Here is a 14,808-nt window from a genome sequence, read left to right on the forward strand (position 1 = left end):
GTAAATAAAAATAAATTAAAATAATGATATTTTATCAATAAACAGCAACACGGTTAATTACCCGATGACAAAATTGATAGCAAACTTTAATTATCATTTGATTGACTGCCATGATATAGTAATATACGGAGTAATATTGTCATAAGGAGGTTAATATGGTAGTTGATGTGGACATCAGGCCCGCTTTTGCTTGAATATTCTACCGTCTAGTTAATGGTGAAATTGGTTAGCTTTATCCGCCATATTTAATTGTCAAATCATTTTAGATGAGATTGACGTCGCCCAATTCCCTGGAAATGGGTTGGATAAAATCTTATTATTCTTTAAGAGAGAGAAAATGCAAGACTGTCCAATACCGGACAGATTTTGTGACGAAAATGAACAGATCTGCGTTTATACAGATGGTATAGTCCTGTAAATCATAGAGAAAGGCGAACTGGCACTTTTTTGGCTCTCTCTTCGCATCAATTTGCCCTGTTCACATCATCGACATACTATGATCAACAACTTCTTTCGGATAGTCTACCGGAATATGCTCCGCAATAAAGGCTTTTCCATTATCAATATTACCGGTTTGGTTATAGGGATGGCTGCCACCATGCTGATCCTGCTCTGGATACAAAATGAGGTCAGCTATGACCAGTTCCATGTAAACAAAAACAGGATCTACGAAGTATGGAACAGGGTATCTGTAGAAGGGAACGTGTCATGCTGGAATACGGTATCTGCACCGGCGGGGCCTGCGCTCGAAAAGGATCTGCCGGAAGTGGAACGTGTGGTAAGGGTCAATAATAATAAATCCCAGCTCTTGTCACACGGAGAGACGAGAGTAATGAAATCGGGGAATATTGTTGATACCGGGTTTCTGCAAATGTTCAGTTTTCCGATGCTGGAAGGCAATCCGCTAACAGCATTGAATGATGTGCACGGGGTGGTCGTTACGGAGAGAACAGCGAAGAGTTTATTCAATAACGAGGACGCACTGGGTAAAATTATAAAGGTCGGAGAACTGGGTAATTTTACCATTACAGGTATCCTCAAAGATCTGCCTAATAACACGCGGTTTGATTTTGATTTCCTGTTGCCCTGGGGCAATCTGACATATGAAGAAGGGCAGAACCTGGGCTGGAGTGATAACAGTACGCCCACCTTTGTGATGCTGAAACCGAATGTAAGTTATGCGGCTGCTTCACAGAAGGCAAGAGATCTGAAGCAACGTTACAGTGATGAAGCCAAAACCCTGAAATGGCAGTTTTTCCTCTATCCACTGGACCGCTGGCGCTTATATTCAAGCTTTACCAATGGGGCAGAGGATAATGGTGGCCGTGGGACATTTGTAAAACTGTTTAGTATTATAGCTGCGTTTATACTGATCATCGCCTGTATCAATTTTATGAACCTGAGCACCGCAAGAAGCGAGAAAAGGGCAAAAGAGGTAGGGATAAGAAAGGTAATTGGGGCACAGAAATCTTCATTGATCGGTCATTTTATCGGGGAGTCTATCTGTCTGGCTTTCCTGGCTGGTTGTATTGCGCTCTTTGTTGTGCAGTTATGTCTGCCAGCCTATAACCAGTTGACCGACAAACAGCTGTTTATTGACTTTACGAATGTCTATGCGATACTGGCATTTATCGGGTTTATATTATTCACTGGCTTACTGGCTGGTAGTTATCCTGCCTTTTATTTGTCTTCTTTCCAACCCATTAAGGTGTTGAAAGGTACTTTCAGGAACGCGAATACGGTATTAACGCCGAGGAAGTTGCTGGTGGTGGTACAGTTCACATTTTCTACCATTCTTATCATCTGTACAATCATTGTTAAACAACAGATAGACTACGCGCGCAGTCGCAATATCGGTTATAATAAAGAGCATCTCGTTTACCAGTTTATGACGGGAGATATACCTAAGAATTATGCACTGATTAAAAACGAGCTACTCAGTTCAGGCGTGGCCAGTTCTGTGACAAAAACAAACTCTCCGCTGACAGAGAGATGGAGTAATGGCTGGGGACAGAACTGGGAAGGGAAAGACCCTAATGATAAAACGTCTTTCGACCGGTATTTAGCTGACGAAGGTCTGGGTGTTACCGCGGGATTGCAATTTACCCAGGGACGTGATTTTGATCTGCAAAAATTCTCTACAGATTCAACCGGTCTGATTATAAATGAGTCGGCATTGAAGGTCATGAAATTTAAGGACCCGATAGGAAAGACCGTAGATGATCTGGGGATTCAGTGGCATATAGTAGGGGTGATCAAAGATTTTATTCTTACCAGTCCTTATGAACCGACCAGACCGATATTGATATGCGGTGCGAAAAGCAGTTTTATGCGTTTTAGCGTGATGCAGATCAAACTAAATAAGCAGATCGCTATAGCGGAAAATCTCCGGAAAGCAGAAACCATATTCAAAAAATACAATCCTGAATATGCGTTTGACCCCCGGATGGTTGATCAGGAATATGCCCGGAAGTTTGAAAACGAGAGACGCCAGAGTATACTCGCTGGTTTGTTCGGTGGATTGACCATTTTTATATCCTGTCTTGGTTTATTTGGTCTGGCGACCTATATGGCCGAAAACAGGATCAAGGAAATTGGCGTACGAAAGGTATTAGGTGCCTCTGTGTTGAGTATTACGGGATTATTATCAAAGGATTTTGTGAAACTGGTGACCATCTCCTTTTTCGTGGCGGCGCCTGTCGCCTGGTGGGGTATGGACCAATGGCTGCAAAGCTATTCTTACCGGGTAGGGATACAGTGGTGGGTGTTTGTACTCGCCGGTCTTTTATCTATAACAATTGCTTTGCTGACAGTGAGTTATCAGTCTGTAAAGGCTGCAATAGCAGATCCGGTTAAAAGCCTTCGGGCCGAATAGCTACTGATAACAGGAAATGAATAATAAAAGCCTTCAGCTAACGCTGGAGGCTTTTTTGTTAATACAGGATCTGGGGCTTAGATTTTTTACTATTTACTCCATTAAATACTTATCTTGATCTGTCATTTGGAGGCAATATTACCCGTACTGCCGCTACATGAGATTCCACTTTATGGTCGTTAGCCATATGAAAGCAACCCTCCCAGTACCACGTTTCTGACCGGATCTGCCCTTCATCAGATTATACCGGTCTGTCCACTCACCTAAAAATTAAACCATGAAAAAACTATTGCTCTATCTCTTACTTTTTTGTGTTATCAGCACTGGCGCCTATGCCCAGGCCCTCAGAACCTTTTATGTAGATTTCGGCCCGAATGACGTCACGAATGGGAACGTTACCAACAGTCCTGACGTCAATGGTAATTACTGGAATAATGTTACCAATACGGCTACAACAGCATCGTCAGTGTACCTGGTAACGAACAGGAATGCATCTTCGGGGGTATTTATCAATATTACCGCCGGATTCAGCTCCAACGGCATTCAGAATGGAGGCCTGTTATCACCTAATGCCGCATTGCTGAAGGACTTTGCGATCAATACCGCTACGCAGGACTATTTTCACACGGACAATATGGGCTCCTTTGTCATTAAGGGACTGGATGTCAGTAAAGGCTATGTCTTTAAATTTTTTGCTACGCGCAATGATCCCGAAGTGCGCAGGTCTAACTATACACTTGTGGGGAAAACAACCTATAGCGCGACCTTGCAGACCTCCGGCACTAATTTAGGCGGAACAGGGTATAATGGTAATAATAGCACCATCCTGACTACGGGAACGATCGCGCCGGATGTAAAAGGCCAGATCGCCATTACAGTGAAAAGAGAGGCAGGCGCTTTCGGTTACATTGGTATACTGAAGATCGAAGAGGTCAGGATACCTGTTACCCCTTTAAAAACAGTGTATGTTGATTTCGGACCCAATGATGTTACCAATGGAAATATTACAACGAGTCCCGATCAGAATGGCAACTACTGGAACAATGTCACCAATATCAACACAACTGCTCCGCAGGTCAATTTTGTAGACAAAACAAATGCCGCTACAGGAGCATATATGACGATCACGACCAGCTTTCTTTCCAATGGCATTCAGAATGGTGGATTACTCTCACCGAATGCCGCGTTATTGGGTGATCTGGCAATTCCTACCGCTACTCAGGACTATTTTTATACAACCGGATCATCCGATCTTTCTATAAGAGGTCTGGATAAAACAAAAGGCTATGTCTTCAATTTGTTCGGTACGCGGAATGATCCTGAAAAACGCGTTACTACGTATGCGCTGACAGGTGCTACTTTCTACAACGGAACACTACAGACCTCCGGAACTGATCTGGGCGGAACGGGTTACAATGGTAATACAAAAACCATCTGGACCTCAGATATCATCATGCCTGATGACAACGGGCATATCAACCTGACGGTTACCAGAACCGAGGGTTCCTTTGGTTATCTGGGTGTGATGAAAATGGAACAAGTGACTCCTGTTGCATTTGAACCCGCTTGTCTTACGAAAGATGCCAGCCGCATTGCCATTATGGGTTCTTCTGTTCCTTCCGGTACAGGCGCGACCAACAACCAGGGATATGCTCAGTTATATGCGCAGCTGCTGACTGCCCGTGCCGGCAGCGGCGTCGGACAAACATGGAATGTGTCGAATATCTCTATACCGGGAAATAACACTATTAGTGTCATCAACCGATGGGATAAAGACCTGTTGCCGGTTTGTGGTAAATATGTGATCTATGCGCTGTCATTAGGGAATGAAGGGATCACTACCGGCGGACAAGCCACCTTCAATCAATTCAGGGATAATCTGAAATTGCTGATCAATAAGGCAAGACAGCAGGGTATCGAACCTATCATTACCAATTGCTACAGTCGGGAAGATTATACCGCAACAGAGTATAACTTTATCAAGCAGATGAATCTGTTGATCCACTCCTGGAATGTGGCCAGTGTAAATTTGCTGGGTGCACTTGACAATGGAGCAGGTAAATGGGCCACCGGATATAAAAGCGATGATCTCCATCCTAATGATGCGGGACATCAGGAGTTTAAGTATGCCATTGTACCTTCTTTATTTGATGCCCTGAAGGCAGGTAAAACCCAGCCCTATAAAATAAACGGTACTTCGTTGAGTTTAAGTCCTGCGAGCGGATACAAATTGCAGATCAAACCGGAAGAGATCCTGCATTCCTTTACCTATTCTTATGATATACAAACCGGATCAACAGGACAGGTGACTGTCATCACAACAGCGGCAGGACAAAATAAACTGACGATCAATGCTGCCGGTAAAATAGATTATACTTCCGCTTCTTCTGCGGGTATTCCGGGCATTACTGTGCTGAATAACAACCAATGGCATAAAGTAACCCTGACGCATTATTATGCAATGGGCAAAACACTCTTATATGTCGATAAGGTGTTACAGGGTTCGGTAGCTGAAAAAATAGTACCCACCTTATTCGACTTAAATGGAGCCAATGCGCCGGCAGCGACTTATAGTACTTTACTCCTTTATCGTTCCGGTATGGTGGCAGAGGAAGTGAATGCGATGGTGGATGGTAATTTACTTAAATCGAGTCTTGAAATTTATGCACCCCTGGATGGTGCGGGTGTATTTAGTGCCAATCCGGTCGTAAATCTGGCACAGAGTACCAATACGGTAAAGCAGGTAGCTGCTGTTGCGCCACTCGCGGTGACCGATGCCCATCAGGAGACGGCGGCAACCGGTATTGCTGTATATCCTAATCCGGCCCGGACTACACTCTATATAAGTGGGATTAAGACACCTGTAAGTATTAAAATATATAATAATTCAGGTCAGTTACAGCTGACATCTTTCGGGAAGTCTGTAGCAGTTGACCGCCTGCAAACGGGTGTATATTTCATACAGCTGAAATCAGCGGAGACCGATCAGGTCTTAAAATTTATCAAACAATAGCAGACTGAACCTGCCAAACCGCTTCTCCTGCTCAGGGAGGAGCGGTTTTTCTCCTCTTTCGGGTCCCATCAGCACGAAATCATCAGATGACTACCACAAGCCAATAACTATTTATACCTTTGTCGGCAATTGTACTACAGATCCACACAGGTACCGGGCTGCTTATACCTGTAAAAAGCTCTGCCAATGTCATGTAAACGAGGATAATTACACGTTATTTCTTCTTAGATGGTTGATTATGGGATACGGACAATACACAGATGAAGAACTGTTGCAAGGCCTTCAACAAAGCAAAAAAGGCGCCTATAACGAGATTTACAACAGGTATTGGAAGAGGATGCTCATCGTCGCATTGAATCACAGTGAGGACGATTATACTGCCAAAGACATTGTGCAGGAGGTATTCATTGAACTCTGGGAGAAGCGTAATAGCTATGAGATCCAGAATCTCCCTGCCTATCTGGCCACTGCCGTTAAATTCCAGGTATTTAAATACTACCGGAAAGAGCAGCGTCGTGCCCTGCTCGCAAAGGAAAACTATGTTTTTGACGACCGCCACGAAGAGGAGGGGCAACTACATGCCCGCTTTTTAAAAGATATGATTGATGGTATTGTAGAAGAATTGCCGGAAAAATGCCGCCTGGTATTCCATTATAGCCGGAACCTGGGGCTTAAGAATGAAGAAATCGCCGAGAGGACCGGTATTACTAAGAAAACGGTTGAAAACACGCTTAACAGGGCATTGCGCATTATCCGTGGTAAACTGAGGAACCATGGTATCCCATTACTGACGATTGCCCAGATCCTATTGCTCCGAAAATAATTTTTTCTTCCCATAGGGTGCAGCACCCTTTTCATGTACACTATTATATATAGTACGTTATGAAAGCAGCCATCGTTGCAATATACGATCAGGTTGAATAATTCCACTGGCAAACTAACATATGGATTTACAGAGAATTAATGAGTTAATAAAGAAGTATACCGATGGCACAGCGACCGAAGCCGAAGAGGAGGAGCTGAATGCCTGGTATAGGGAAAAGTCATACCATGATGCTGTATCCTATGAAAAGGAGGACGAGGTGTACCATGAAATGCTGTCCCGTATCCATGAGGCGACCGGTTTGACCACTTCCTCCCGGAACTGGCAAAAATGGGCGGTTGCTGCTGCTGTGGCATTTATTGCCATTACAGCTACCAGCGTATACCTGATCAAATACCGGCCAAATCAGCAGATTGCACAAAAGGGAACCGATACACCTGGTAAACAACCAGCAGGGGGTGCTATCCTGACGCTTTCCAACGGGAGCCAGGTACTGCTTTCAGATGCAGCAAACGGTGATATTGCCACTCAGGGAAATGTGACCGTTACAAAGGCGGCCAATGGTCAGTTGATCTATAATATTAAGGGAGGGGAACAACAGGACACCGTAAATGGTGCAATCGCCTACAACGTGATCAGTACACCTGCGGGTAGCCAGTTTATGGTCGTGCTGCCGGATAAGACCACTGTCTGGCTCAATGCGATGTCCAGTCTGAAGTTTCCTGTCACATTTGCAAATGCTACCGAGCGGCGCATAACGTTAACAGGGGAAGCGTATTTTCAGGTAACGCATGATGAAAAGCAGCCTTTCAGAGTGGTCACCGGATCAGTCATTACAGAAGATCTGGGAACGGAGTTTAACGTCAAAGCCTATGGAGATGAACCAGGTATCAGCACAACCCTGGTCAGTGGTGCAGCCCGGGTGATTGCCGGTGAGCAGCAGGCATCACTCAGACCAGGAGAACAGGCGAATTATCAAAGCGCGCTGAAAGTATCCAAAGTGAATATTGATGACGTGATTGCCTGGAAAGATGGTTATTTCCGCTTTGATGACCAGTCGCTGGAAACCATTATGAAAGCAATGTCCCGCTGGTACAATGTCACATATATTTTCGAAGATGAAAGCCTGCGTAGTGAAACTTTTGGTGTGGTAGCAACCCGCCAGGGTAATATCTCTGTACTGCTTAATCTCCTGGAAAATACCGGGGCCGCGCGCTTCCGGCAGGAAGGAACCACCATTATTATCAGTAGAAAGTAAGCAGCCAAAAAATATCATTTATAACCAACTATGCTGAAGAGAGGCTACCAGGAGAGGCCGTCCTGTTGCGTCTTTGGGCGATTCAACACGTTATTTATTTAAACCGTCTTTAAATCAGATGCCACAGTTTTTTATTGTCAACACCTGCAGGCCTCCCGGTCTGGCAGGAAAAATTCTGCGATTTATGAAGATCACTACAGTACTGCTCTTCTTCTCTCTGTTACACGCGAACGCCTCAGTGTTCGCACAAAAAATGACGCTCCACGAAAGGGATATTTCCCTGAAACAGTTCTTTGTGGAAGTGAATAAACAAACCGGATACAATGTGGTATGGTCAGCGAAGATGATCAAAGACGTACCACACTTTAATGCCGACTTTGAGAATACACCGCTTGAAGCTGCATTGAAAGAGGCGTTAAAAAATACGCCGCTGAATTACACCATCCAGGATAAAAATATCAGTATCGGGATGGCGCATGAAAGTGGCGCTGTTAAAAAGAACAATATAGAAGCAGCTGATGCAGACATTACCGTAACAGGTAATGTCAGGGATTCCAAAGGACAGACCATGCCAGGTGTAACGGTTACTGTCGCGGATAATCCTAAAATAGGTACCGTTACGGATGCAAACGGCAACTTCGTGCTGACCGTAAAAGAAGGCACTGTTTTAAGAATTTCCTATGTTGGTTTTGTCAGCCAGAACTTTACTGTCACCAGTACCAATAAAGCACTGAAAGTTGTTTTGCAGGATGATATCAGACGTGCAGAAGAAGTGGTGATCACGGCCTTTGGTAAAAAGGAACGCAAAGAAGCGGTGGTAGGATCCGTAACCTCCGTAAGACCTGCTGATCTGAAGATCCCTGCGAGTAACCTGACGATGGCATTGGGTGGACAGGCGGCCGGTATTATCGCCTATCAGCCTACCGGACAACCTGGTCAGGATAATGCCCAGTTCTTTATCCGTGGTGTTACCACATTTGGTTATAAGGTTGATCCGCTGATATTGATCGATAATATTGAACTCAGTACCAATGACCTGGCCAGACTGAACGTAGATGATATCGCCAGCTTCTCTATCCTGAAAGATGCCAGTGCTACTGCATTGTATGGCGCCCGTGGTGCGAATGGTGTTATCCTGGTCAATACAAAGGAAGGTAAGATGGGTAAGCTCGCTATCAACGTAAGGCTGGAAAATGCGATCTCCCAGAATACACAGTCGCTTCAGATCGCCGATCCTGTTACCTATATGAAGTTATTCAATGAAGGCACACTGACCCGTGATCCGACGCAGCCACTGCCTTTTAACCAGGATAAGATCAATAACACCATCAATACTATCAATAAAGCACCAGGTTACAATCCATATGTATATCCTGCGGTTGACTGGTTAAGTGTACTGCTCAAGAAGCGTACAAGCACCCAGCGTGGGAATATGAGTATCAGTGGTGGTAGTCCGCTGGCAAGATACTATGTGGCAGGTTCCTATAACCTGGACCATGGTAACCTCGCAGAGGACAGGAACAACAACAATAACAACAATATCAAATTTCAGAACTACCAGTTACGTTCCAATGTCAATCTGAACCTCACCAAAACAACAGAGGTGATCTTACGATTCAGCGGTACTTTTAGTTCCTATCAGGGTCCGCTGACAACCGATGGTTCATTTAATTCAGATATCTACAATCTGGCTTTACATACCAGTCCCGTTCTGTTCCCGGCTTATTTCCCGGCTGATTCAGCAAACCTTACAACGCAACATATTCTTTTCGGCGCACCACAGGGTACTTTTAACAGTATCCCGTTTAATAATCCTTATGCGCTGTTATTAAGAGGCCACAAGACCTCTTCAGAGTCCCGGGTACTGGCACAACTGGAACTGAATCAGAAACTGGATTTTCTGACGAAAGGACTGCATTTCCATGGTTTATTCGAGACCAACAGGTATGCTTATTTTGATGCTAATCTGGGGTACAAACCTTTCTATTACAACGTTGCTTCCTATGACAGGGCAAAGAACAGTTATTCTCTTAGCTGGCTGAACCAGAATCCGGGAGATGCGATCGAATACCTGGAGTACTTTCCTGGCGGTTCAACGATCAATACCAACGTATACATACAGGGTAACCTTGATTATAGCAGACAGTTCAAAGATCACAACGTGTCCGGTACACTCGTCCTGACAAGACAGCAGGTCGTTTATTCCAATGCCGGTAAACTGGTGGATGCATTGCCGCACAGAAACATGGGTCTTGCAGGCCGTGCAGCCTATAACTACAAAGGAAAGTATTTCGCAGAGTTTAACTTCGGTTACAACGGCTCCGAAAGATTTTCTGAAGAACATCGTTTTGGTTTCTTCCCAACAATTGGTGGTGGCTGGATCATATCTGAAGAAAAATTCTTTCAACCATTACATAACATTTTTGACAGGTTAAAAGTCCGGGGAAGCTATGGCCTGGTAGGTAACGATGCGATCAGCGACAGAAGGTTCTTTTATAGTTCCAATGTCAACCTTGCTGGAGGAGGTGGAGCTGAATTCGGTATCAACCGTGGCTATAGCCGGCCTGGCGTTGCCATTAACAACTATCCCGATCCTGAAGTGACCTGGGAAACATCGAAACAACTGAACCTCGCACTGGAGCTTACAACACTCCGAAACCTGAACATCACCGCGGAATATTACAACTACAACCGTTATAATATTTTGCAGAAGCGCTCTTATATTCCTACTACCAACGGACTGGAAGCGGATATCTATGCCAATCTGGGTAAAGCCCGCTCAAAAGGTATTGACCTTTCTGCCGATTACAGAAGTCAGCTGGGTAAAAACCTGCTGGTATCCGGTCGTGGTAACTTCACACTGGCTACCAGTAAATACACCTATTATGAAGAACCGGATTATCCGGAGCCATGGCGCCGTACTGTTGGTCACCCGATCCGTTCAGGATATGGCTATATCGCTGAGCGTCTGTTCGTAGATGATGCGGAAGCCCAGAGTTCTCCTTCGCAGATCTTTTCTTCCACAGGTAAAGCGCCGAGAGGAGGAGATATCAAATATTATGACCTTAATGGTGATGGCGTGATCAATGAGCGAGATCAGACCTTTGTAGGTTATCCGATGGTACCGGAAATTATCTACGGCGGTGGTTTCTCCGTACAGTATAAAAGCTGGGATCTCTCCGCATTCTTCCAGGGACAGGCAAGGGTTTCCTTCTTTATCGATCCTAAAAGGGTAAGTCCTTTTGTACAGAGTCCGGATTCCTATGTGTATGGCAATACACAGTTACTAAAACAGTTTGCAGATAGCCACTGGTCAGAAGACAACCAGGATATATACGCGCTGTATCCCCGTTTAGGGATCAATCGTAACGATATCGAGAATAACCTGCAGGCAAGTACCTGGTGGCTGAGAGACGGTTCCTATCTGCGTCTTAAATCCGCAGAAATAGGATATTCCTTACCGGCACCTATCATCAAACGCCTGGGTATCCAGAAATGCCGGTTTTATGTGAATGGAATGAACCTGCTGACCTGGAGCTCCTTTAAGCTATGGGATCCGGAACTGGGTGGCAGCGGCTTCGCATACCCTATCCAGAAAGTATTCAATGCAGGTCTCAATGTCAATCTCTAAAACAAGCGCAAACAACATGAAATCATTATATAAATATTTATGCCTGATCGGTTTGTTGCTTTCCGGCAACGCCTGTAAAAAATACCTGGATGTGGTACCGCCTGATGTGGGTACGCTGGATTACGCATTCAGAAGCAGAAATGAAGCGGAAAACTATCTCTTCGCCTGTTATAATGCCATACAGAATCTCAATGACCTTAACAGAAGTCCGGGCTTCACCATGTCTTCAGAGATCATCTTTCCAATGAATCTGCCGGGCAATCCGATCGATATAACCGGCTTTGCATTGATTACCGGCACACAGAACGCCGGTAACCCGGGATTAAACTACTGGGATGGCAGCGGTAACGGTGTTGCGATGTACAAGGCCATCCGGAAGTGTAACACCATGCTGGAAAATATTGATAAACCTGCGGATCTGTCACCTGAAGAAAAGACCAGATGGATTGCAGAAACCAAGTTCTTAAAAGCCTATTACCACTACTATCTGCTGCGTCTCTATGGACCTATACCGATCGTAGATAAGAACCTGCCGGTGGAAGCCAGTCCGGAGGAAGTGAAAGTAAAACGCCAGCCGGTAGATGCAGTGGTAAATTACATCACCACATTGCTGGATGAAGCAATACCAGATTTGCCTGCTACGATCGATAACCCTGCCAAAGAGCTGGGAAGAGTAACAAAAGCGGCAGCAATGGCCATTAAAGCAGAACTGCTGATGACGGCTGCCAGTCCATTATTCAACGGAAATCCTGACTATTCCAATTTTAAAGACAAAGACGGTACCGCGCTTTTCTCTCCCTATGACGCTACCAAATGGCAAAAGGCAGCTACTGCATGTAAAGCAGCGATCGACCTTTGCGAAGGAGCTGGTCTGAAATTGAATAACACCTTTATACCTGCACCAGGTGTTGCCAATTTACCGGACAAGATCAGGCAGGAACTGGTATTCCAGACTTCGCTGACACAACGTTGGGATATCAATACAGAGCTGATCTGGTCTTTAAACGCGATATGGCACGGACAGGAATACTGTATACCACGTATGACGCAACGCGCCAATCAGAATGACAACGATAACCCGGCCTATTTTGCCGTGCCTATCTCCACTACCGATCTGTTTTACACCAATAACGGCGTACCGATAGAACAGGATAAAAACTGGGATTACGGTGGCCGTAATCAGTTGCAGATGGGAGACGCCGATAATGCACCTTATATTAAACAGGGTTATACAACGATTAAAGCTCATTTTAACCGGGAGACAAGGTTTTATGCCAGCATCGGGTTTGATGGCGGTATATGGTTTGGAAATGGTATTCTGGATGGTGCTAACCCGCATTATGTGGAAGCACGCGGACAATCATCCCTTGCTGGTCCGAAGACATTGCAGAAAACCAATATCACTGGTTACTGGCCTAAAAAACTGGCCAACTACCTCACCGTATATGACAACGGATTTAACTGGACGGATTTCTCTATGCCGGTTATGCGTATGGCAGGTCTCTACCTGTTGTATGCGGAAGCGCTTAATGAAGTGAACGGCCCGACGGCGGAGGCTTTGTCCTATGTTGACAGGGTAAGGGCACGTGCCGGTCTGCTGGGTGTAACCGACTCCTGGACCAGGTTCGCGAAAGATCCTAACAAACCAAACAGTAAAGATGGTTTAAGAGATATCATCCACCAGGAACGCCGCATCGAATTATGTTTTGAAGGTCAGAGCGGATGGGACCTGAGAAGATGGAAAGAGCTGCAGATGGTATTAAGCGCTCCGCTGAAAGGATGGAGTGTGTATGAAGATCAGGCGATCAACTACTACCGGGCAAAGAACGTAGAGATACCGGTGTTTGGCACCCGTGATTACCTGTGGCCGATATCAACGAACAGCCTTGTTGTAAACAGCAATCTTGTGCAGAATCCGGCCTGGTAGTATGATTTTGATAAACTAATTACACGTTATTTTATGAACTGGAATAAAGCAAATTATAATATAACCGCCATCCTGCTGATCGTCCTGACAGCGGGTATGTTGAGCGCCTGCAACAAAGACGATGTTTACCGGCAACCGGATAATACCAATAAGAATAAACCAGGGCCTGTCACCAATGTAAAAGTGACCAACTATAATGGTGCAGCTGTGGTGAAATATGACCTGCCCGGCGACCAGGACCTGCTGTACGTAGTAGCTAACTACACGATCCGCGACGGCGTATCCAGAGAGATCAAGTCGAGTTATTTCTTTGATACGCTCCGCCTGGAAGGATTTCATGATAGCAAGGAATATACGGTAACGCTGAAGGCAGTGACCCGTTCCAATATCGCTTCTGATCCGGTAACGGTGGTTGTACATCCTGACACGCCTTATTACGCATTGATCAGGAAATCACTGAAAATAGGCAGTGACTATGGCGGTATTAATATCAAAGCTACCAATACAGCCAGAAACGCTATTGCGATCAATACGCTGACGATAGACCCGGTAACAGGCAACTTTGCCATTGCCAATGAGAACTATACCAATCTGGACACCATCAATTATTCCTTGAGAGGATATAAACCGGAGCCTACCAGATTTGGCGTGTATATATCCGACAGGTATGGTAATATATCCGATACCATGGTAGTGACGGTCACGCCCGGATATGAAGAAGTGCTGAACAAAAGGAACTTCTTTCCTTACCTGATGCCAAGCGACGCCGTCATCGGTTATGGCGGTGTTGTACAGAATATGTGGGATGGCAATATCACAGAAGATAACAGCGCTAATGCCTGGCAGACGACCATTGGTACCAGCCAGCGACTGATGCAGTGTTCTTTTGGTATTGGCAGAAGTTATACGCTTACCCACTTTATGATGTATTTCAGGGACTATGGGGCTAACAATCCGAAGAACTTTACGGTCTACGGTTCTAATGTTGACAATCCTGCGGATGCGACCACGCCAGGAGGAGCACCACAAGGTACGCAAAGCGGAGACTGGATATGTCTGGGTAACTTCCGTGTGCCGGATCCTCCTTCCGGTTTACCACAGGGACAGACCAATGCAGCTGACAGAGCCTATGTGAATAACGGTATTGATTTTAGTATGCCTACAGGTATCCCGCCGGTAAAGTATGTCCGTATCGTGGTGAAAGATACCTGGTTCGGACTTGATTACACCATTATCAGAGAAGTCACCTTTTCCGGCATTCCGCAATAACCACAACAATGA

Annotated in this window: 7 protein-coding genes; all 7 read left to right on the forward strand. The window is 45.2% G+C overall.

Annotated elements, in window-relative coordinates; genetic code table 11:
• The first annotated feature begins 496 nt into the window (after positions 1 to 496).
• Positions 497 to 2,875 carry an ABC transporter permease gene (locus BMZ72_RS32875; protein WP_089815205.1) on the forward strand — a complete coding sequence of 793 codons (2,379 nt, stop codon included), beginning with the start codon at positions 497 to 499 and terminating at the stop codon, positions 2,873 to 2,875.
• Positions 2,876 to 3,152: 277 nt separating this feature from the next.
• Positions 3,153 to 5,888: an SGNH/GDSL hydrolase family protein gene (locus BMZ72_RS32880; protein WP_089815207.1), complete on the forward strand. Its 2,736-nt coding sequence runs from the start codon at positions 3,153 to 3,155 to the stop codon at positions 5,886 to 5,888.
• A gap of 238 nt (positions 5,889 to 6,126) precedes the next feature.
• Positions 6,127 to 6,711, forward strand: coding sequence for an RNA polymerase sigma-70 factor (locus tag BMZ72_RS32885; protein WP_089815209.1), 585 nt, complete (start codon positions 6,127 to 6,129; stop codon positions 6,709 to 6,711).
• Between the two features lie 121 nt (positions 6,712 to 6,832).
• On the forward strand, positions 6,833 to 7,969 hold the full coding sequence (locus BMZ72_RS32890) for a FecR family protein (RefSeq protein WP_089815211.1): 1,137 nt from the start codon (positions 6,833 to 6,835) through the stop codon (positions 7,967 to 7,969).
• A gap of 184 nt (positions 7,970 to 8,153) precedes the next feature.
• Positions 8,154 to 11,600 carry a TonB-dependent receptor gene (locus BMZ72_RS32895; RefSeq protein WP_089815650.1) on the forward strand — a complete coding sequence of 1,149 codons (3,447 nt, stop codon included), beginning with the start codon at positions 8,154 to 8,156 and terminating at the stop codon, positions 11,598 to 11,600.
• A 16-nt stretch (positions 11,601 to 11,616) separates the two neighbouring features.
• Positions 11,617 to 13,527, forward strand: a complete 1,911-nt coding sequence (locus tag BMZ72_RS32900; RefSeq protein WP_255373358.1) for a RagB/SusD family nutrient uptake outer membrane protein — start codon at positions 11,617 to 11,619, stop codon at positions 13,525 to 13,527.
• A 33-nt stretch (positions 13,528 to 13,560) separates the two neighbouring features.
• Positions 13,561 to 14,796, forward strand: a complete 1,236-nt coding sequence (locus BMZ72_RS32905) for a DUF4959 domain-containing protein (protein WP_089815215.1) — start codon at positions 13,561 to 13,563, stop codon at positions 14,794 to 14,796.
• The last annotated feature ends 12 nt before the right edge of the window (positions 14,797 to 14,808 follow it).

Source organism: Chitinophaga sp. YR627 (assembly GCF_900114995.1).
Taxonomy (GTDB): Bacteria; Bacteroidota; Bacteroidia; order Chitinophagales; family Chitinophagaceae; genus Chitinophaga.

Coding starts and splice junctions, on each gene's coding strand:
- BMZ72_RS32875 (WP_089815205.1), top strand. CDS start 497: ATGATCAACAACTTCTTTCGGATAGTCTACCGGAATATGCTCCGCAAT.
- BMZ72_RS32895 (WP_089815650.1), top strand. CDS start 8,154: ATGAAGATCACTACAGTACTGCTCTTCTTCTCTCTGTTACACGCGAAC.
- BMZ72_RS32885 (WP_089815209.1), top strand. CDS start 6,127: ATGGGATACGGACAATACACAGATGAAGAACTGTTGCAAGGCCTTCAA.
- BMZ72_RS32880 (WP_089815207.1), top strand. CDS start 3,153: ATGAAAAAACTATTGCTCTATCTCTTACTTTTTTGTGTTATCAGCACT.
- BMZ72_RS32900 (WP_255373358.1), top strand. CDS start 11,617: ATGAAATCATTATATAAATATTTATGCCTGATCGGTTTGTTGCTTTCC.
- BMZ72_RS32905 (WP_089815215.1), top strand. CDS start 13,561: ATGAACTGGAATAAAGCAAATTATAATATAACCGCCATCCTGCTGATC.
- BMZ72_RS32890 (WP_089815211.1), top strand. CDS start 6,833: ATGGATTTACAGAGAATTAATGAGTTAATAAAGAAGTATACCGATGGC.